21 protein-coding genes are annotated in these 20,458 nt (G+C 42.2%); 8 read left to right on the forward strand and 13 right to left on the reverse strand.

Annotated elements, in window-relative coordinates:
- On the reverse strand, positions 1 to 470 hold a 470-nt coding region (locus tag AB6T38_RS00005; protein ID WP_372545216.1), incomplete at its 3' end, for a hypothetical protein.
- A gap of 655 nt (positions 471 to 1,125) precedes the next feature.
- On the opposite strand from AB6T38_RS00005, the gene AB6T38_RS00010 reads away from it, so the two are divergent.
- Together AB6T38_RS00010 and AB6T38_RS00015 are read left to right on the forward strand one after the other, a co-directional pair.
- The gene (locus tag AB6T38_RS00010; protein ID WP_348492554.1) at positions 1,126 to 1,863 is read left to right on the forward strand and encodes a dienelactone hydrolase family protein; all 738 of its coding nucleotides are present in this window, start codon (positions 1,126 to 1,128) and stop codon (positions 1,861 to 1,863) included.
- 149 nt (positions 1,864 to 2,012) lie between these two features.
- Positions 2,013 to 3,014, forward strand: coding sequence for a prenyltransferase (locus AB6T38_RS00015; RefSeq protein WP_372545217.1), 1,002 nt, complete (start codon positions 2,013 to 2,015; stop codon positions 3,012 to 3,014).
- Positions 3,015 to 3,036: 22 nt separating this feature from the next.
- Here AB6T38_RS00015 and frdD read toward each other — a convergent pair whose 3' ends face one another.
- The 7 genes from frdD to AB6T38_RS00050 all read right to left on the reverse strand — a co-directional run bounded on the left by frdD (position 3,037) and on the right by AB6T38_RS00050 (position 9,476).
- Complete coding sequence (gene frdD / locus AB6T38_RS00020) at positions 3,037 to 3,429, reverse strand: fumarate reductase subunit FrdD (RefSeq protein ID WP_372545219.1); 393 nt, start codon at positions 3,427 to 3,429, stop codon at positions 3,037 to 3,039.
- Complete coding sequence (locus AB6T38_RS00025; RefSeq protein ID WP_372545220.1) at positions 3,426 to 3,809, reverse strand: fumarate reductase subunit C; 384 nt, start codon at positions 3,807 to 3,809, stop codon at positions 3,426 to 3,428. The genes frdD and AB6T38_RS00025 overlap by 4 nt, the downstream gene beginning before the upstream one ends.
- Positions 3,806 to 4,525 carry a succinate dehydrogenase/fumarate reductase iron-sulfur subunit gene (locus AB6T38_RS00030; protein ID WP_372545221.1) on the reverse strand — a complete coding sequence of 240 codons (720 nt, stop codon included), beginning with the start codon at positions 4,523 to 4,525 and terminating at the stop codon, positions 3,806 to 3,808. Before AB6T38_RS00030 ends, AB6T38_RS00025 begins: the two co-directional genes overlap by 4 nt.
- Positions 4,512 to 6,332: a fumarate reductase (quinol) flavoprotein subunit gene (gene frdA, locus AB6T38_RS00035; RefSeq protein WP_372545223.1), complete on the reverse strand. Its 1,821-nt coding sequence runs from the start codon at positions 6,330 to 6,332 to the stop codon at positions 4,512 to 4,514. The genes AB6T38_RS00030 and frdA overlap by 14 nt, the downstream gene beginning before the upstream one ends.
- 323 nt (positions 6,333 to 6,655) lie before the next feature.
- Positions 6,656 to 7,405: an SDR family oxidoreductase gene (locus AB6T38_RS00040; protein ID WP_372545224.1), complete on the reverse strand. Its 750-nt coding sequence runs from the start codon at positions 7,403 to 7,405 to the stop codon at positions 6,656 to 6,658.
- Positions 7,406 to 7,435: 30 nt separating this feature from the next.
- A complete protein-coding gene (locus tag AB6T38_RS00045) occupies positions 7,436 to 8,137 on the reverse strand; it encodes a histidine phosphatase family protein (protein ID WP_372545225.1) in 702 nt (233 codons plus the stop codon).
- Between the two features lie 112 nt (positions 8,138 to 8,249).
- Complete coding sequence (locus AB6T38_RS00050; RefSeq protein ID WP_372545226.1) at positions 8,250 to 9,476, reverse strand: acyl-CoA dehydrogenase family protein; 1,227 nt, start codon at positions 9,474 to 9,476, stop codon at positions 8,250 to 8,252.
- A 105-nt stretch (positions 9,477 to 9,581) separates the two neighbouring features.
- Here AB6T38_RS00050 and AB6T38_RS00055 point away from each other — a divergent pair, with 105 nt between their 5' ends.
- On the forward strand, positions 9,582 to 10,529 hold the full coding sequence (locus AB6T38_RS00055) for a LysR family transcriptional regulator (protein WP_372545227.1): 948 nt from the start codon (positions 9,582 to 9,584) through the stop codon (positions 10,527 to 10,529).
- Positions 10,530 to 10,549: 20 nt separating this feature from the next.
- On the forward strand, positions 10,550 to 11,701 hold the full coding sequence (locus tag AB6T38_RS00060; protein WP_372545229.1) for a DNA alkylation repair protein: 1,152 nt from the start codon (positions 10,550 to 10,552) through the stop codon (positions 11,699 to 11,701).
- Positions 11,702 to 11,713: 12 nt separating this feature from the next.
- Here the strand turns inward: AB6T38_RS00060 and AB6T38_RS00065 are convergent, their stop codons facing one another.
- Together AB6T38_RS00065 and AB6T38_RS00070 are read right to left on the reverse strand one after the other, a co-directional pair.
- On the reverse strand, positions 11,714 to 12,025 hold the full coding sequence (locus AB6T38_RS00065; protein WP_372545231.1) for a DUF3301 domain-containing protein: 312 nt from the start codon (positions 12,023 to 12,025) through the stop codon (positions 11,714 to 11,716).
- Complete coding sequence (locus tag AB6T38_RS00070) at positions 12,026 to 13,072, reverse strand: DUF3549 family protein (protein WP_372545232.1); 1,047 nt, start codon at positions 13,070 to 13,072, stop codon at positions 12,026 to 12,028. It abuts the gene before it with no gap.
- Positions 13,073 to 13,213: 141 nt separating this feature from the next.
- Between AB6T38_RS00070 and AB6T38_RS00075 the strand changes: the two genes are divergently transcribed.
- From AB6T38_RS00075 to AB6T38_RS00090, 4 genes are all read left to right on the forward strand, one after another.
- On the forward strand, positions 13,214 to 13,546 hold the full coding sequence (locus tag AB6T38_RS00075; protein ID WP_372545233.1) for a YqcC family protein: 333 nt from the start codon (positions 13,214 to 13,216) through the stop codon (positions 13,544 to 13,546).
- A complete protein-coding gene (truC, locus tag AB6T38_RS00080; protein WP_372545235.1) occupies positions 13,543 to 14,298 on the forward strand; it encodes a tRNA pseudouridine(65) synthase TruC in 756 nt (251 codons plus the stop codon). The genes AB6T38_RS00075 and truC overlap by 4 nt, the downstream gene beginning before the upstream one ends.
- A gap of 22 nt (positions 14,299 to 14,320) precedes the next feature.
- Positions 14,321 to 14,770 carry a flavodoxin domain-containing protein gene (locus AB6T38_RS00085; protein ID WP_372545236.1) on the forward strand — a complete coding sequence of 150 codons (450 nt, stop codon included), beginning with the start codon at positions 14,321 to 14,323 and terminating at the stop codon, positions 14,768 to 14,770.
- A gap of 244 nt (positions 14,771 to 15,014) precedes the next feature.
- The gene (locus AB6T38_RS00090) at positions 15,015 to 15,524 is read left to right on the forward strand and encodes an HD domain-containing protein (protein ID WP_372545238.1); all 510 of its coding nucleotides are present in this window, start codon (positions 15,015 to 15,017) and stop codon (positions 15,522 to 15,524) included.
- A gap of 405 nt (positions 15,525 to 15,929) precedes the next feature.
- Here the strand turns inward: AB6T38_RS00090 and dapD are convergent, their stop codons facing one another.
- The 3 genes from dapD to map form a co-directional block, all read right to left on the reverse strand.
- Positions 15,930 to 16,754 carry a 2,3,4,5-tetrahydropyridine-2,6-dicarboxylate N-succinyltransferase gene (dapD, locus tag AB6T38_RS00095; protein ID WP_348492535.1) on the reverse strand — a complete coding sequence of 275 codons (825 nt, stop codon included), beginning with the start codon at positions 16,752 to 16,754 and terminating at the stop codon, positions 15,930 to 15,932.
- Positions 16,742 to 19,387, reverse strand: coding sequence for a [protein-PII] uridylyltransferase (gene glnD / locus AB6T38_RS00100; RefSeq protein ID WP_372545240.1), 2,646 nt, complete (start codon positions 19,385 to 19,387; stop codon positions 16,742 to 16,744). Before glnD ends, dapD begins: the two co-directional genes overlap by 13 nt.
- 162 nt (positions 19,388 to 19,549) lie before the next feature.
- On the reverse strand, positions 19,550 to 20,341 hold the full coding sequence (gene map / locus AB6T38_RS00105) for a type I methionyl aminopeptidase (RefSeq protein WP_372545241.1): 792 nt from the start codon (positions 20,339 to 20,341) through the stop codon (positions 19,550 to 19,552).
- Positions 20,342 to 20,458 lie beyond the last annotated feature (117 nt).

Genomic DNA, 20,458 nt, shown 5'->3' on the forward strand with positions numbered 1-20,458 from the left:
CTGCATAAGGCATGTTTTAGACACCTAATTCTTGGGTCAGTAAGAATTGCCCCCTTTAGCACTAAAATATGTGCATTTACATGCTCCCTATATGAAGCGTACTCACCTACTACACCATGAGGGATTAGCCATGCCTCGAGAACATCAAATTTTTCGTCATATATTACCGCTGCCAATTCGTCGAAGTCTTTTTCTTTGTATTTGCGAATTGCGCTAAGTTGTCTGGAATTATTTTTGGGAGTGACTCTACGCCCTTTTATTTGGATCTTGACTCCAGTTTCACTGATCCCGTCATATCCGGCCTTGGAATTTGCCTCAAGCTCTAAACCTAGAGCTTTTGCAACAAGCCATTCAGTATAATCACCTAGAGGATTATTTTGAGTTCTTACAACTCCGCGACCTTTAAGCTCATTTGTAATTGATGCTTGTAGTTGTAAAAGCTCCTTAACTTCCATTTTATCTAAATGCACAATCTTCCTCAGGGCAGCTAACAGTATTAATAAGTCGCAAAAGCCCGTGTTTAAACACGGACTTTTACCGTATACAAATTAACCTATTCTAATCACAGAGTGTAACTTATTACAACATATAGGTTTTTTCGGATATCCGTCCTCCCTCCTTTGAAAATACGGCAATTATCCGTAATCTTGCATGGTTACGGTGTTGAAGTTAAGTCTGTGTACAATGACATTATTCGATGGAGAGGCGACGTTGATTTTCTATATGGTTGAAAGACTATAAATGGCAAACTTGCGACGACCAGAATTGATTTAGTTCTGTTAATCGAATTGGGCTGATCAAGGTATGGCTTATTCATTCAAGTCTGGCTTACGATATTTCAAGGGATCTAACCCCGCAGGTTACTATCAAACCTGTCCTGATTATTAAGCGAAGAACTGTATATTGCAGAAGTTCAGAGTTAGAATGATTTAAAGGTAAGGCACAAGAGCAACATAAATCTGATACAGATTTTAGAGAGCTAAATCCATTCTTTCTTGATGTATTTAAGGGCTCAGCTTTGGTTAGTTGGCAGTAAAATTAAAAGCCGCTTATATAGGCTATGTAAACAAACTGGCCATCAAGGCAACTAAACCAATTGGGCTAAAAATAAGGTTGTAATCATTCATGCAAATTCAAAAAGACACCATCGATTTAAATACCGCCACAGGACCAATGCGTTGTTATATTTATCGCCCTGTGGATGAGGGCGTTTATCCGTCCATTATTTTTTATTCTGAAATTTTTCAGCAAACTGCGCCCATTAGTCGCTCTGCCGCCATCATGGCTTGCCATGGTTTTGTGGTGATTGTTCCTGAAATTTTTCATGAGCTTAATGCCCTTGGCACCGTTTTAGCCTACGACGATGTTGGCAAAGATAAAGGTAATGCAGATAAGAGCCAAAAGCCCTTAATTGACCATGACACCGATACTGTGGCCATGCTGGATTTTGTGAATTCTGCTTCTTATTGTTCAGGTGAAGTGGGAGCTATGGGGGTCTGTATTGGTGGGCACTTGGCTTACCGGGCGGCCCTTAACCCTGCCATTAAAGGTGCTTTTTGTTTATATGCAACAGATATCCACAATAACGCTTTGAGTGCAGCGCCAGAGCAACAAAGCTTAGCCAGAATGGCCGATATTCAAGGGGAGATTCATTTTGTGTGGGGTAAACAAGATCCCCATGTGCCTAAAGAGGGTAGATTAACTGTTTATCAGCAATGCCTGGCAACGGGCATTAATTATCAATGGTGTGAAGTGAATGGTGTACATGCATTTATGCGAGATGAAGGAGAGCGTTACGACGGTGCTTTAGCCTTGCAAATGTATCAACAGGCGGTCGCTTTATTTCAGCGAGTGCTGCGTTGATCAATTTTTAGAGTTGTTTTTTGGGCGTAAACTTTAGATACTCAAAGAGAAGTTTTAAGGGCCGTGGAGTACGCGTGCTTTTCGGTTTTTAATTATACATTCACTGCACTACGTCAATTTTTTGAGCTCACAACATAGAAGAGGTGACAATGTCACAGGCCATATGGATTCATGCACTTAAGACTGTGCCCCAGATCGATAAAGCATCTTGGGATAGTTTAAATATTTTGACTAAATGGCTGGTGGCGAGTCGCTTTTCAGTCACGATCATGAGTTTTACCTCGGCTATTATTGGCATATTACTGGCGTTAAGTACCGCTAGTGTCGATTTAAGCCTTGCGGCTTTGTGCATCATCGGTTTGGTGTTAGCCCATGCCACCAATAACTTGCTGAATGATTATACCGACTCGGCAAGAGGGGTAGATAAAGGAAATTACTTCCGCACCCAATACGGTACCCATGTTCTGGAAAGCGGATTGCTCACTAAATCACAGTTGATGAAGTATATAGTCGCAACAGGGGGCTTAGCGATTATATGTGGCGCCAGTATCATTTACATCCGCGGTATTGAAGTGTTGTGGTTAATGTTAGCTGGGGCATTTTTTGTGTTGTTTTACACCTGGCCGTTGAAGAAACTTGCCCTAGGCGAGGTGTCAGTTTTAGTTGTGTGGGGGCCATTAATGGTCGGCGGAGCTTATTATGTTAGCAGCGGACAATGGAGTAACGCTGCTATGTTAATTGGTACTTTATACGCTTTGGCACCCACAGCGGTTATTTTTGGTAAACATATCGATAAAATTGAGATGGATAAGAGCAAAGGGATTTATTCCCTACCGGTGTTGCTTGGTGCCAGTAATTCGCGAAAAGCGGTACAAGTTATGCTGTTATCTCAGTATGTTTTGGCCGCCTACATTTATGTAAACGGCTACATTGGTTTTAGTATTTTAATTTTATTAGTCACCTTACCCACGCTTATTCAAACACTTAAAGTGTTCAATAAGGAACGGCCCACAGAGATGCCAGAGGGCTTTCGTAAAGAAGTTTGGCCGTTGTGGTTTGCGCCCAATGCTTTTCAATATACTCGGCGTTTCAGTTTGCTGTTTTTGCTGATGTTAATCTTAGAAAATATTATCTCTGGCATAGGCGTATAACCCTAGGATAAAAGCCATTTGCTTAGCTGATAATACCCGCTAACCAAATGCCTAAGGTTAGCAAACTGATCACTGCGGCGAGTCCATAACATATCAGTTTGACTAGCCCATGGTGTTGTACCTTTAAGTCGTGTAAACCATGGCGAATACGGTGGGCAGCATGAAATGTGGGCAGAATAATAAAAGCGCCACTGAACATCAGCCCCCAAAAACTAAAAAACCAATTGTGGGCTTGGGCATAGCTAAACTCCATCAATCCCAAGGGTTGCAGTAAACCTAAAAATAACACGGCGGCGGGAATAAAAACCGCAAAACACACGCCGCCAGCGCTGAATAATGCCCACCAAACCGGTTCAATACTGCGCTGGGGTTTCGTAGCAGTCTTATCGCTGTTTTGTGTTGTTAGCGAATTCATAAGTTCCCCCAAAATAACCAGAAAAATAAGATGATCACTGAGAATACGCCGGCCCATTGTCCTGCTACGAGCAGATTGGCTGGCACTGTAATTTCCCCAATTCGAATTGGCATCACTCTGGGAAACAACACAAAAAAGGTCCATGCGTGAAATAGACTGGCCATTAGGGCGATTAGGTTGATGACCAACACCCAAGGTTGAGCCATGGCGGCTTGCCAGTTGAGCCAATGACTTTCACCTTGCCATAAACTGAAAATGCCAGAGACTAAACACAAGATAAAAAATGTGAGGGGCAATACCGTCGCTTCTCGCAACATATAGGCTTTAAAGGCATTGTGTTTTAACCACCAGGTGCGAGACAGGCTTGTGTGATAAGTCATAAATTCCCCTTAAATAATTCGATAATCATGTCTTTAGCGGATTCAACTTTAGATTGATTAACTGCCGCAGCGGGATCTACATTCTTCGGGCAGACTTTTGAGCAAAATCCCACAAAAGTGCAGCTCCACGCGCCTTCTTCGGTATTCAACAACGGCATGCGTTGGGCTTTGCCGTGATCACGGTTATCCAAGTTGTAACGATGGGCTAGGGTGATAGCTGCCGGGCCTAAAAATTCAGGGTTTAAGCCAAACTGCGGGCAAGCAGAATAACAAAGTCCGCAGTTTATACAGTCGGAAAATTGTTGGTATTTCGCCATTTGTGCAGGGGTTTGTTTATGTGTTTCTGTGATGTTTTTCTCATCACTGATCAAATAGGGTTTTACCGCTTCAAGATGAGTTAAAAACGCATCCATATCCACAATTAAATCCCGCTCTACGGGGAAGTGGGCTAAAGGTTCGAGGAATATAGTGTCGGGGTAGTTACGCAAAAAGGTTTTACAGCCTAGTTTCGGGATACCATTGACCATAAGGCCGCATGAACCACAAATTGCCATTCTGCAAGACCAGCGATAACTCAAAGAGGGATCTAACTCTTCTTTAATATAATTCAGTGCGCCGAGTACCGAGGTGCTGTCATCACAGGGAATATCAAATTGCTGCACAAAAGGCGTTTCTGAGGTTTCTGGCAAATAACGACTGATATTAATGGTTTTCATTTTTGACCTCCTTACCTGCGTCACCGTATGCCCGTGTTGCTGGTGGCAACAGTGAAGTGTCAACTGGTTGCCAAGCTAGCTGTGCATCATTATTGGCTTGGTAGTGCACCAAACTATGTTGTAAAAAGTGCTCATCGTCACGGGTGGTGCAGCCTTCATCAAGGCGCTGGTGGGCACCTCTGGATTCAAGGCGCTGGTGGGCACCTCTGGATTCACGGCGTTGTAGTGCGGCCAAGCAGGTTGCTTCGGCCACATCTATGCCAAAACCCACTTCAATGCATTGTAATAATTCCGTGTTATAGCCGAGGCTTTTATCACTAATGCCTATTTGTTGGTAGCGAGCTTTTAGCGCCCGCAGGGTAGTGAGGGTTTGCTGCATGCCTGCTTGATCGCGATATATTCCGCAGCCTTCTTCCATGCTTTTCACTAACTCTCGTTTAATGGCTACCCAGCTTTCTGAACCTTGCTGGTTACGTAAGTCGTTGATGCGTTGTTGTTGAAGATGAAATTGAGCTTCTAAGGTCGCCGCTGGGGTGAGTGCTTGTTGTTGACTAAAATCTGCCGCTTGTACACCGGCTAAACGACCAAATACCAACAACTCACTGAGTGAATTGGACCCCAATCGGTTGGCGCCATGTAAACCCACTGAAGCACATTCACCAACGGCAAACAGGCCTTTAATGGTCGTTTCACACTGGGTATTGGTGGTGATCCCGCCCATGGTGTAATGCACCGCCGGACGCACTGGAATAGGCTGTTTAACTGGATCCACGTTGACATAGGATTTGGCTAACTCACAAATAAAGGGAAGACGTTCATTTAAATAGGCTTTTCCTAAATGGCGTAAATCTAAATAGACAACATCACTGTCGCCATAACGGCCTGTCCGTCCTGCTTGCTGTTCGTGCCAAAACGCTTGAGACAATTTATCTCTAGGGCCCAACTCCATGTATTTGTTTTTCGGCTCGCCAATGGGCGTTTCTGGGCCTAAGCCGTAATCTTGCAGGTAACGATAGCCCTGTTTATTTAGCATTAAACCACCTTCCCCTCGAGAGGCTTCGGTGATTAAAATGCCAGAACCCGGTAGGCCAGTGGGATGATACTGCACAAATTCCATGTCTCGCAGCGCTACGCCGTGTCGATAAGCTAGCGCCATACCATCACCGGTAACAATGCCACCGTTGGTGTTGAAGCGAAATAGTCTGCCTGCACCACCTGTGGCTAAAATAACCGATTTGGCGCGAATGAGATGTAACTCACCGGTGGCAATTTCTAAGGCGACAATGCCTGCGATTCGCTCTTCGTTTACCACTAAGTCGAGTACAAAAAATTCATCAAGACGCTGGATCTGACCATAACGCAAGGAGGTTTGAAACAGCGTATGTAACAAATGAAAACCGGTTTTATCTGCGGCAAACCAAGTGCGTTCTATTTTCATGCCGCCAAACCGACGGACTTGCACGGAACCATCTTTTTTGCGGCTCCAAGGGCAGCCCCAATGTTCCATTTGCACTAATTCTTGATGGGCGTGGCGCACAAAATAATCGACGACCGCTTGCTCGGCTAACCAGTCACCCCCTGCAACTGTGTCTTCAATGTGGGCGTCAAAACTATCGTCGTCACGGGTTACTGCTGCTGCACCGCCTTCTGCCGCCACTGTGTGGGAGCGCATAGGATACACTTTGGATACTAAACCAATACGTAAATCACAGCCGTTTTTTTGTGCCTGCTCGGCAGCTGCAATGCTGGCTCGTAATCCCGCTCCACCACCTCCAACAATAAGTACGTCATAATCTTTGTATTTCATTTCGTCCTATTTCCCTAACGGTGTGTTATCCAACTTAGCTCAATTTAAATCCCGCCTTTGTAAACAGGTGTTAGCTTTAGGTAGATAATATAACCATAAAATAAATAAGGTTAATACTGCTAAACGAGCAAATAATGACCTTGATCAATGAAATTTGCTTAGTTCGAGTGGTTTTAGGAGGATGCACAAAGCAAAGTGGCTAGTGCATCTTTTTTTTAGGCTAGTGGCGCGATATTTAATGTGAGTATTAGAGCCGCATAGGGGAAATGTTTGCGAAAGGTAGATAGCAGAGCAAGCCTTAACTTGCTCTGTTTATATGCTGTTTAACTCATTTTCTTTAGCCAGCTCAGGGGGACTATGCTCAAAATGGGTCGAAAGACCACCCAAGGCCATGCCGGCACGTAGCTGTTTGCGCCTTCTTTTTCGATGGCCTTAACCATGGCTTTACAGCCTGTTTCTGTATCTACAATAAAGGGAACTTTTTTAACTTTTTCGTTAATTTCACTTTTGATAAAACCAGGATGCACTGTGGATACTTTAATGGGTGTGTCTAATACATCAATTCTCATGCCTTCCGTGAGGGAGCTTAAGCCTGCTTTTGTGGCAGCATAAACATTCATGGCTCTGCGTGCGCCACGAATGGCACTGATAGACGAAATTGTGACTAAGTGTCCAGCATTTTGTTGTCGGAATATGGCCATAGCGGCTTCACACTGGGCAATTGCTGAAACAAAGTTGGTGATGGCTGTCTGCTTATTGGCGTAAAAATATCCTGTACCAATAGGCGCACCTTTTCCCATGCCCGCATTTACAATTACTCTGTCGATCTGGCCAAATTCTTGATGGAATTGGTCAAATACTTCGAATACTTGATCATGGTTGTCCACGTCTAAAGATTTAATTGACACCTTAATATTCGGATTGATGCTGAGTAGTTCTTGTTTTAACTCTTCCAAGCGCTCAATACGGCGAGCACACAAGGCTAGGTTTCTGTTCATTTTGGCAAACTCGATGGCCATGCCTTTACCTAGACCAGAGCTGGCACCGGTAATTAATATGTTTTTTCTGTTCATTGTTAGACTACACTTGTTTAGGTTTAAGGGTTACTTATAGGTGATCAATGCTCTATTTTCACCTTCGAAATGGCTGTGTTCGTTCAAGGTAGATAAAAATACTCTAGAGGGAGTATTCACTAATTTGGTTATACCGCAATTAACTAGGGTCCAATTTACCTGCATAACTTTTTCTGCCGGCACCCCTAACAAATACTGGCTGACCACAGATATAGGCCCACCAGAGGTAAAAACCGCTACTTTTTTCGCGCCATTTGCGTTTTTAGACACATTGTTTAAGGCTCTGATGACACGTTTCTGGTAGCAATCCCAAGATTCCACATATTGCTCACAGTGCTGACCAGACATCCAGCGATCCATGGCATCGTTAAACAATTTTTCAAAAGCCTGTTTGGGGTGATCATGTTTTAATATCCACCCTTTAACCGAGGGGGCATCAGCGAACTCTGGCCCCATTTGGGCAATGATGTCGTTATGATCGTATTCATTCCAACTGGCATCAATATTCCAGTGCGCCTCGTCTAGCTGTGAATCCATACCAGATAAACAATTTTGTAAGGTCTGTTTATGCCGTAGCATACTGCCTAAAAATACTTTATCGAAACTACCTATCCGACTTTGCAACGCACCGCCTAATACCTTAGCTTGCTGGTGCCCTATATCGGACAGTTTATCGTAATTTTGTTGGCCAAAAGATGCTTGGCCATGCCGAATCAAATAAATAGCCGTCAAAGTTTTTCCTATTCAGTTGTTGTTATCGTCGTTAAATAAGCTTGATGGGGCTCATCAAGCTTATTATTGATTGTATTGGCTTAGCGTATTAACCGCGTTACGGCAATTGCACTTATTTATTTAAATACTTTTTCAGCTCAATACGGGTGACCATACCCTGATGAACTTCATCTGGACCATCGGCTAGTCGCAAAGAGCGAGCTGCTGCGGCAAATCGTGCAAGAGGGAAGTCACTACACATTCCAGCTCCACCATGGAACTGGATAGCCATGTCTACCACATTTTGCAACATTCTTGGCACAACCACTTTGATCGCCGAAATTTCTGTCATGGCATTTTTAACACCGACAGCATCAATTTTCCAGGCGGCACTTAAGGTCAGTAGTCGAGCTTGATCTATCGCCATGCGAGCTTCAGCAACACGTTCCTGATTACCTCCCAATTTTATGATTGGTTTGCCGAATGCTTCACGTGCCTGTCCACGTAAAATAGCTAATTCAAGGGCTTTTTCTGCCATACCGATAGCGCGCATACAGTGGTGAATACGGCCTGGGCCAAGTCGTCCTTGAGCAATAGCAAAGCCTTTACCCAGACCCATAATGATGTTTTCTTTAGGCACACGTACATTAGTAAAGTGCATTTCACCATGGCCGTAAGGGGCATCATAATCACCATAGGCGGTTAACATACGTTTAATTTCAATACCTTCGCTGTCGAGGGGGACTAGCACCATGCTATGTTGTGCATGTCGGTCATTTTCGGGGTTAGATAATCCCATAAAAACGGTAACTTTGGCGTTAGGGTGGCCTAGCCCTGTACTCCACCACTTTTTGCCATTGATTACGACTTCGTCACCATCTAGTTCTATTGTGGCTGCCATATTAGTTGCATCTGAGGAGGCGACTTCGGGTTCGGTCATGCCAAAAACAGAGCGGATTTCGCCAGCTAATAAGGGCGTTAACCATTGTTGTTTTTGCGCTTCTGAACCAAAGTGGTAAAGCACTTCCATATTGCCTGTGTCTGGCGCATTACAGTTAAAAATTTCAGGGGAGAAAGGAACGCGACCCATTTCTTCGGCCAAAGGTGCGTATTCTAAACAACTTAGCCCTTTGCCGAGCTTGTCGTCGGGCAAAAATAAATTCCACAGTCCCTGTTCGCGGGCTTTTACTTTCAAGCGTTCTACATCAGGATGCAGTGTCCAGTTATTCCAGTCACCACCGGGATTCATTTCTTCCATTTCAGCGTAGATTTTACTTTCAATGGGGTAAACATTTTCTTGCATAAAGGTTTTTAGGCGAGAAAGGTAATCTTGTGCTTTTTGACTGTGCTCGAAATGCATAATCGTCTCCGAATAATTAACTTGCTGACTAGCATAAACACTGTTGCCATTTGAATGAAATGAAATATACTTAATTAGTTGTGTGAATTTAATTCATGGTGAGTTGTGGCGGAAATAAAACAAATTCAAAGATTAGATTTAAATTTATTAAAAGTATTTGAGAGTCTATATCTGGAACAAAATATGACAAGAACCGCTGAGCGGCTGAATATCACCCCTTCTGCGGTGAGCCATGCGGTAAAACGACTAAGGGATTGTCTACAAGATCCATTGTTTGAGCGCAGCAAAAATAAGATGGTGCCAACCCCAGCTTGTAAACGCATGGCACCTCTGATTATCGATAATCTGAGTCGCCTTCGACAAATTTTACAACAGTGGGGCGAGTTTGATCCCCTAACTAGCAAAAACCACTTTCGCATTGCTATGCACGATGCCCTTGAGCCCACCATTTTGCCAAGCATTGCTAAGATACTGTTTGAGAAAGCGCCGAATATCACCTTTGCAAGTGTGAAAGTAGAGCGAAATCAACTTGCTAAGGGATTAACCTCAGGGCAGTTTGATTTGGCATTTGATATTGCCATGCCTCTTAAACCGCCTATTCGTCATGAAAACGTGCGCAATGATAAATTTATGATTTTAATGGACAGGCAACATCCGTTGCTGAAAAACGCCAATTCATCAAAACAGCCAATCACCCAAGAGCAGTATTTTGCAGCAGAACATATTAGTGTTTCCCATCGTCCAACTGGGGCGGTGTTAGAAGATTTTATGCTGCAAGAGCAGGGCTTTACCCGCAAGGTGTCGGTGCGCTGTCAAAACTACTATGCAGCAAAAGAAGTTTTGAAAGGGTCGCCGTTTTTATTGACCTTACCCAGTTCATTAGGCGCTCATTTATTAGATAAAAAATTAATCTCGGTGGCGGTGCCTTTCGATATGCCGCTTATTTCAACGCATATGTATTGGCATCAAAACACCGAAGAAGACTCGGCCCTGAGTTGGTTTAGAGAAGCCTTACATAAAATAATGGTGGATAATCATCAACCGCTAATTTAACTATTTAGCTTGGAATAATCATGCCTGAACCTCTTAAAAATCTTTTTAACCATGATGTTATTAGCCATATGGCCAAGCATTTTTCCAGCCATGCTAATGCCAGTTGTGGTGAGGGTTTTGATATTGAGATTTTTATCGAGATTGCGTCAAAAAATTTAGAGAACTTGGAGCTGAAACAACGTTCAGCGCAAATTATGCAGGCAATGAAACATTGCTTACCTGATAATTTTAACCTTGCCGCAGACATCATGTTAAAAAGCCTGGCCGCTGAGCACAACAGTGATTTATCGCAACATGCTGACCTGTCATTAGGTTTAAACGGCTGGGCAATTATGCCCATGGCTGAATATGTTGGGGTGTATGGGCAAGATGACTTTAATACTGCAATGAACTTGTTCCACGCCTTTACTCAACGATTTACTGCAGAGTTTGGCATACGTCACTTCTTGTTAAGCAACCCACAAAAGACCCTCAGTACCATGCTCAAGTGGTGTGACGATGACAACCACCATGTAAGACGCTTAGCATCTGAAGGTTGCCGCCCACGTTTGCCATGGGGCATGCAGTTACCAATTTATATTCAGAACCCGCAGCCCATTATTGAACTGCTAGAAAAGTTAAAAGACGACAACGAAGAGTATGTGCGTCGTTCTGTGGCGAATAATTTAAATGATATCGCCAAGGATCACCCAGACTTAGTGGCCGATACGCTACAACTATGGGGAAAAGGGGCGAGTCCTGAGCGCAAAAAATTGTTACGTCATGCAGGCAGAACCTTACTCAAACAGGGGAACCCTAAAGCGTTGCAGATTTTTGGCTACTTTCCTGCGCAATTAAAGAATGTGATATTAAATATTGAAGAAGAAGTGGTTGATTTTGGTTCAAAACTGCCATTTTCGTTACAGATAGAAGCAAGTTCTAAGAAAAAACAGCTGTTAATGGTGGACTTTGCTATCCATCATTTGAAAGCCAATGGCGAGTTAACAGCAAAAGTCTTCAAGTGGAAAACTATCACCCTAGAACATGGACAGCCATTGCTACTCACCAAATCGCATCCTTTTAAAGCAATCACTACTCGGCGCTATTACCCAGGCGTTCATAAGTTAGAGGTGCTCATTAACGGGGTGAGTGTTGGCCTAAAAAGCTTTGAGCTAAAAATGAATGTAGAATAGAAGTTTGGATATTCAATTTATTCTATAGGCAGGTAAATCGACACCTTGGATGCTATTCCCGCGCATTTTAAGTAACCCTAAATAACGCTCTTCGCCGGTGCTGGAAAATTCAAAGGAAAATTCTGTGTACCAATCTAGTTTGGCTTTGTGAAAAATCACTTTGGTTTTGCTGCGGGCAATACTGATTAATTGCAGGCCGTTAGCTTCAGAATACTTTTCCAAATACACTTTCGCTTGTTCTGATATGCCACGAATTCGCCAAAACTGAAATACAATTGCGGCAATAATAAAAAGAACCAGTATATCGGTAAGGTTAAAATTCATTCACGAGTCCTGGCGTTGATGAGCTGAAAATAAATGGCCAACGGCGGCAGATAAATTGTTCGATTTATTGGGGTTGCGCAACATCGATAATACTTGCTCACGTAAATCTGGCAACTGCACTAAGTCTTGGAAAATCCCCATAAATAAATCGAAATTAGCATCAGCTTCAGCCACTTTTTCGAAAAAGTTAAGTAATAACTCTGGTGTGGCTAGGTGATGCCAAAGGCGACCTGAAATAATCACTAATATATTGTGTTTATTCGACAACTGGCTTTGTAAGGTTTGATTCAGGATCGCTATTACCTTTTCTGAGTCACTGGTTTGGGACAAGGCTCGTAAACCATGCTGCCATTTCACTTCATCTTCTGGATGTTGGTTTAACCAAGTCACTATGGTTTGCACGCAGGCATCCGGTAAAGGGTAATTTTCCATGCTAATAAGTAGCTGATACTGCACTTGTTCTGGAAACTGTGAAAAGTGGCGGCAAATGGCGTTGTGTATTTCCGCTGAGTCTATCTCTGCCACTAAATCGCTTAACCCTTGTAGTGCAATACTCTGCCAATCAATTACCATGGGTGATTGAATATAAGCTTTGGCTGCGTCAAAGTATTGGGATTGCCCTAAGCTTAAAACCTTTTTACTTTTGCTGTTAAAATCAGCAATTTGATTTTGATTTGGCACAAAAGAGTAAGGGTTTTCAGGAAGTTGCCCATTCTTTTTATCTGCGTTTTCTAATTCCGCACCTAAAGCATCAACAATGATCTGTAAAAAGTGATTGCGGCAGGCAGAGACGATAAAACCATTTTCATCAGTAGGAAGCTTCACAAACCAAATATATTGTTGTTCGGAGCGAGTTTTATCCCAAAAGACAATGCCAAACCACCCATGTTGTGCTCTGGTGAAAGCGGGTTTAATTTGGCCATTTTCTTGTTCTAAGAATTCTTGGCTTGGAATTTCTCGAATGGTACGACCCATATCGAACACGCGATAATCAGTACCTGCGTGGAGTAAAAATTCACTAATAGAAGAAATTTCGTGCTTGCTCATAATCAGTTTAGGGTAATATGTTGAGTGTGCTAAATGTGAAGTGGCAGAGTATATCTTTTTGTGTGGTGATTAAAAAGAAATCACAGATAAATAACCATCTCAAAATGAACACCCGTCTAAGGTAAAAATAAATAAAGTGTCATGACAATCTCCCGTACTGAAATACTAAACCGGCTAAACAATTTGGAAGTTGTAATGCGAAAGGAAAAATTGTGGGCGGCTCAAGCTCCTTCGCAAGATGCATTAAAAAGTGAACTCCCTTTTGCCTTTGACACTCTGAGCATTGAACAATGGCTACAGTTTGTGTTTATTCCCAAGATGACAGAATTAACTAACCTGGGTTTGGCGTTGCCTAACTCAATGGTGATTTTACCCGCGGTACAAAACTCGTTGCGGGAAGAGGATTATCCGTTGGTATATAAAGCTATCAATGAAATCGATTTATTATTTAATGCAGGTAACCCCAAGTCATGACGTTAACCATTTTATATCAAGATGAATATGTAGTCGCAATCGATAAACCCGCTGGTTTATTAGTTCATCGCAGTATGATCGATCGTCATGAAACCCAGTTTGCAATGCAAATTCTGCGTGATCAGTTGGGACAGCATGTTTTTCCTGTTCACCGCCTCGATAAACCCACCTCAGGTGTATTGATATTTGCTTTATCGTCTGAGGTGGCTAGAGCCTTAACCGAGCAATTCACTAACAAACATATTGCTAAAACTTACTTCGCAATTGTTCGTGGTTATTGCCCTGATAGCGGCAGAATTGATTATCCCTTGAAAGAGAAACTGGATAAAATTGCTGATAAAAAGGCACGTCAAGATAAACCCGCTCAAGACGCGGTGACTGACTACGAATGTTTGCAGCAATTTGAGTTACCTTTTGCTGTAGGTCGTTATCAGACCGCTCGCTACTCACTTGTTAAATTGCATCCATTGACCGGTCGTAAACATCAGTTGCGAAGACACATGGCGCATATCCGGCATCCAATCGTAGGGGATACCACACATGGAGACGGCAAACAAAATGCATTTATACGGGATCATTGTGGCCTTGTTGGATTAGGGCTAACCTGCAGTGAAATGACTTTTAGTCATCCAATCACACAAAATACGCTGAAAATTCGTTGTCAATTTGATATAAGAATGTCAGCGTTAATTGAACAATGGGGCCTTGGCCTCGATGAACTAAAACAACTAACTGGCCCAACCGCTAGTTAAACAATCTAAGGAACGTTTTACGATGGTAGATGTGGGAATTTTTGTGGGCTCTGTATACGGTAACGCTCAACATGTTGCAGAGCAAGTTGAGGAAATGATTGCCGAAAAGGGACACAGTGTAGAACTCTTTATTGATGGTACCTTGGATAACTTTAAACAAACCAAATCGGTTCTTTTTATTAGCTCAACAACGGGACAAGGGGACGTACCTCCGAATTTAGAATTTTTAATCATGGACATGAAAGACACTATGCCATTGATGGACCAAAAACCTTTTGCAGTAGTAGGCCTTGGCGATAGTAGTTACAGCGATAGTTTTTGTGGTGCTGGCAAACAAATATTTGAAGTACTTCTTGAGCTTCAAGGACAACCCGTTGCCGATCTTTTTATTGTTGATGCCATTGAAACCTTAGAACCGGAATTAGAAGTGGTGCCTTGGGTTGAAAGTCTTTTGCCTAAACTAACGGCTTAAAAATTCAATCAACATCTATCTGTTGAAAAGCTCAACAAGGATAACGGCAAGGTTAAATGACTTCTTGCAGTCGTATCCTTACTTTTCCATCTAGCAAAACCACTCTGTCCTACAAAAAGTAGCCCTTTTTATCAGGGCTATCTTTTTGACGGAAAATAGCTTTATACTAATTTTTAACGGGCTTTAGGGGCATTCCTAAATCCATCGCTGTTACATTCCTAACCTTTAACGGGAGAACGTTTTAATGGCCAAGGAGCAAGTGAAAGCCAGGGAGTTTGCAGTAAAATTACATGCTGACCAAAAGTATGGAAAACATCCTTATTCCTATCATTTGGATGATGTAGCCGCTAAAGCAAAGGCATTTGGAAAAGATGCCGAAGTGATCGCTTACCTCCACGATGTTGTGGAAGATACCTCTGCTACGATTGAGGATATTGAATATCAGTTTGGCAAATTAGTTGCTGATTGTGTGGCCGTTGTAACCGACGAAAAAGGCGCAACTCGACAAGAGCGCAAAAAGAAAACCTACCAAAAAATGGCAAAAGTGACTGGCGAAACAGAGTTGGCGCTAATCGTAAAAGTGTGTGACCGCCTGTCAAATGTAAAAACCAGTGTGAAAGACCAAAATTCGAAAATGTTTAGTATGTATTGCCGCGAACACGATGTATTTCGCACATCTGCTTACCGCCAAGGTTTGTGTGATGAATTGTGGCAAGAGCTAGACAAACTCATCGCAACCTCTAAGCAAAACTAATTTCCTCAACGCAAATTTCATCGCCCCCTTTTCATGGGTGTCCATGGAATTAAACATGGGTGTCTAGTTAAGAAAAGTGTGCCTGTCCACGTAGTTAAAACATGCCTGTCCACGTTATTGCCTGTCCACGTTATTGGGTTCAAGCAATATATGGTGGGTGTCCATGTAATTATCATGGGTGTCTAGTTAAGAAAAGTGAGCCTGTCCACGTAGTTAAAACATGCCTGTCCACGATATTGGGTTTAAGTAGTTTATGGTGGGTGTCCATGTAATTAAACATGGGTGTCTAGTTAAGGAATCTGCTGAACACAGCTGTGTTGGGGAATATAAAAAACCCTGTAAAAAAGAATTAATTTACAGGGTTGGTTTGTGTTTTTTTACAACCCGTTATGGGTTGTGAGTAGGCTATTCTGCCGCGCGTAGAAGTGCGTTGATGCCGACTTTTGAGCGTGTTTGTGCATCAACTTTTTTGACGATTACGGCAGCGTAGAGGCTATATTTGCCATCTTTGCTTGGTAGGCTACCCGATACTACAACTGAACCTGCTGGAACGCGGCCATAGTGGACTTCGCCAGTTTCGCGATCATAGATACGCGTGCTTTGGCCGATGTATACACCCATGGAAATAACACTGCCTTCTTCAACCACCACACCTTCAACAATTTCTGAACGTGCGCCGATAAAACAATTGTCTTCAATGATGGTTGGGTTGGCTTGTAACGGCTCTAAAACACCGCCGATTCCAACGCCGCCCGACAAATGCACGTTTTTACCGATTTGTGCACAAGAACCAACAGTAGCCCAAGTGTCAACCATAGTGCCTTCGTCAACAAAAGCGCCTATGTTTACATATGAAGGCATAACAACTACGTTTTTGCCTACGAAAGAACCGGTTCTTACCGCTGCTGGTGGAACAATACGTACACCTTCGGCTTCAAATTGTGCTTTTGTATAGTCGGTATATTTCAATGGTACTTTATCGAAGAAGCGACTTTCTGCGCCTTCCATAACATCGTTATCATTGATGCGAAAATATAATAGCACCGCTTTTTTCAGCCACTGGTGAACAACCCATTCTCCGCCTATCTTTTCTGCAACTCTGGCTTCACCAGAATTCAATAAATCTATGGCACTAATGACCGCTTGCTTGGTTGCGTCATCTACAGACGCTGCTGTAATCGAAGCTCTATTTTCAAACGCTGCTTCTATTTGGTTTTTTAACTCTGACATGCTTCACCGCTAGTTGAGGGTTGATCTAATAAATGGGTTAATCGTTTTTTAAGTTGAACTTGTTGCTCAGTGGTGAGGGCTTGCTCTTGTTCATTGGCAATAATAAACAAATCTTCTGCCCGCTCACCAATGGTCGAAATTTTTGCCACGTGTAAGGTTAAGTTTAGCTCGACAAATAAGTGGCCTACTTTGGCGAGTAAGCCAGGCGCATCTAATGCTTCTAACTCCACCATAGTGACGTCGCTGTTACTTTGGTAAAAGCGAACTTTAGTAGCAACGTCCAATTGTTTCATCCGACGCGACATTTTACGCCTGTTGTTATGTTCTCTGCCAGGTTTAGCAAGTTGGTCTTCTATCGCTTCCACTAAGCTTTTCAAACGGCTAGGGGAGGATATGCGAGAGCCATCTTGTTCTAACAAAATAAAGCTATCGAAAACATAATCATCGTCGGTAATGGTAATTTGTGCATCGTGTATCGAACAATTTCGGCTATCTAACACCGAGGCAATTTGTGCAAAAAGTGCGGGACGGTTTTTACCATAAACTAATAGCTCAGTGCCAGCTTTTGCTGTGGAATCATTTAGCGCTATAGTGAGGTTATTCTCGTCTTTGCTTTCCGCTTTTGCTACTTCTGTTGCATGCCATGCCAATTGGATCGGGCTGAATCTCGCAAAATAGTCATTACTTAAGCGATGCCAAAATTGGTCTATTTGTGTGCCAGTCACCCCTTGTTTGTTCAACATCTCTCTGGCTTCTACTTGATGTTTATTAACTCTTTCAAGTAAGGTTATGCCGCACTGAAGGCCGTTATCTAAGGCTTTTTGGGTTAACAAATACAATTCTCTGATTAATGATGCTTTCCAATCATTCCAAAGATTATTATTAGTAGCTCGTATATCCGCTAGAGTTAAGGCGTATAAGTGTTCTAAATGATTTTGGCTCTTAACGGCTCGGGCAAAATCACCAATAATTTCTGGGTCATATATATCTCTGCGTTGGGCAACCACAGACATCAGCAAGTGATTTTCTACTAACCATCTAATTAGTTCAGCATCATCGCCATCGATGCCGTGGGATTGGCAAAAGGTGACTACATCTGCCGCACCTAAAACTGAATGATCGCCATTTCTACCTTTTCCAATATCATGGAAAATAGCAGCTAAATATAATAATTCTGGTTTATCTGTTTCTCTAACAATCTTTTTACAGCGGGGAAAATCTCGGTTTTCGTCACTGTGATAGCTGTAAACATGTTTAACTAATCTATGGGTATGTTCATCTACCGTGTAAGCATGGAATAGGTCAAATTGCATCATGCCCACGATGTTGTCCCATTGGGGCAAATATGCTTGCAGGATGCCGTGTTTATGCATTAAATCCCAGCCTAAACCAAAAAAGTTAGGGTGTCGCATAAGCTGCATAAACAACTCACGACATTTAGGGATTTCACAGTAGTATTGACCATTTAATTTTCTACGTGCATTACGAAGTTGGCGTAAACAACTTGAGTGTAGACCTGTGCAATCTGGGGTGTTAGCAATGAGTAATAAGAATGAAAGAATATCTTCAGGAGCGGTAAAAACATCGTCTTGAAGGGGGCTAATTAATCCATCTAATAATTCAAAGTTATCATCGATAATGCGATGGTTTTTAACTTTTAATTCTAGAATATCCTGCTTAAAATATTGCAGTAACATACCATTAAGTTCAGACACGCGGCGTACGGTTCGAAAGAAGGATTTCATCATTCTCTCTACTGCTTGTTTTCCTTCACCATATCCAAGTCGTTCAGCTACATCAGTCTGATAATCGAACAATAAGCGGTTTTCGCTGCGGCCGGAAATTAAATGCAATGCAAAGCGTATTTGCCAAAGGTGAGAGCGAGACTCTATTAACTCTGCCCATTCTCTTTCAGTGAAATAACCGTGTTCAACCAATTCATGGCCATTCCAAACGTTAAAATGTTGTTTAGCTACCCAACCAATGGACTGGATGTCCCGCAAACAGCCTGGGTTTTCTTTGACGTTTGGTTCAAGGTTATAAGAGGTATCGTTGAATTTTCTGTGGCGTTCTATTTGTTCTTCATATTTAGCCGTGAAAAAGTCTTTGCTGGACCAATACCCTTTGCCTTTTATCTTTTTTTGCAGTTCGTCAAAGCTAGATTCACTACCTATTAATAATCTTGATTCCACTAAATTTGTAGCGATGGTGGTGTCTGCTTTGGCTAAATTGAAGGTTTCTTTGATTGTGCGAACGGACTGACCTACATCTAATTTGATATCCCACAAGAAGGTGATGAAGATACTGATCTTTTCCTGGAGTTTAGCATTGATGGTTTTATCGCTTAAAATTAACAGATCTACATCAGAATGAGGCTGTAGTTGGCCTCGACCATATCCGCCAACGGCAACTAGGGCTAATCCTTTTTGATGATCTAAATCTACTAATCTCCACGCTCGCAACAGTAATGCATCGATGAAAACAGCTCTCTCATGAACTAACTGATCCACAGGAACTTTAGTGAATTCCTGAGTCAACCATTCTACGCTATCTGTAACGCACTTTTTGAAGCTGCTAATGTCATTAATATCAGTGATTTTCTGAATGTTTTCAATAAGCTGATCTAATGACAATGTTAGTACCTCAAAAAGCTGGATAAGACGACTGTACGCCAAATATAAACAGACTAAAAAATTTCAATCTGTAAAACAAAGTGTCCATTAACCTAAGTTGTATAGCAAATAACTAATTTACGTTAGTCATAATCATTAATAATAAGTAAAAAATACTCTGAATTAATGACTTATCACTCGTTCAATGGTCTCGTCGTCTCTAAGAGTCAGAATTTCTACCCCGTTTTTAGTAACCAATAAGGTATGTTCCCACTGGGCACTTAAACTGCGATCTTTCGTTACCACAGTCCATTGATCGGGTAATATTTTTGAATAACGTTTGCCTGCATTTACCATAGGTTCAATGGTTAAGCACATGCCTTCTTGCAACTCAACACCCGTATTCGGTCGTCCATAATGAACCACTTGTGGTTCCTCATGGAAGTTAGCTCCAATACCATGACCACAATATTCGCGCACGATGGAGTAATTATGTTTCTCGGCATATTGCTGAATTACGTGGCCAATATCGCCTAAACGAGCGCCGGGTTTGACCAGTTCAATACCTTTATATAAGCACTCTTGAGTCACTCTAATTAATCGCTCAGCCAAAATACTAGGCTTACCTACAACAAACATTTTTGAAGTATCGCCGTGGTAACCATCTTTAATAACGGTGACATCAATATTGATGGAATCGCCGTCTTTTAGTTTTTTGTCCGAAGGAATGCCGTGACAAATAACATGGTTAACTGACGTACAAATAGATTTAGGGAAAGGGGGATGCCCATAATTTAAAGGTGCAGGAATACATTGCTGTTCATTGACAATATAATCATGACAGATTTGATTGAGTTCATTAGTTGTTACGCCCTTTTTAACATAGGGGCCAATCATCTGTAATACGTCAGCGGCCAATCTGCCTGCCACACGCATCTTTTCAATTTCATCTGGTGTTTTAATCGTGATTGTCAATTTTGCGTCCTAAAAAAATAACTCATTGCAATAATGGGTTGAATTGTATCTTTTCAGCTCAAAAATGTATAGATGAGTAGAGGAAATGCAGGTTTAGTTTATTTATGTTGTTTTCCA

The organism is Aliiglaciecola sp. SL4 (assembly GCF_041538045.1).
Taxonomy (GTDB): Bacteria; Pseudomonadota; Gammaproteobacteria; order Enterobacterales; family Alteromonadaceae; genus Aliiglaciecola.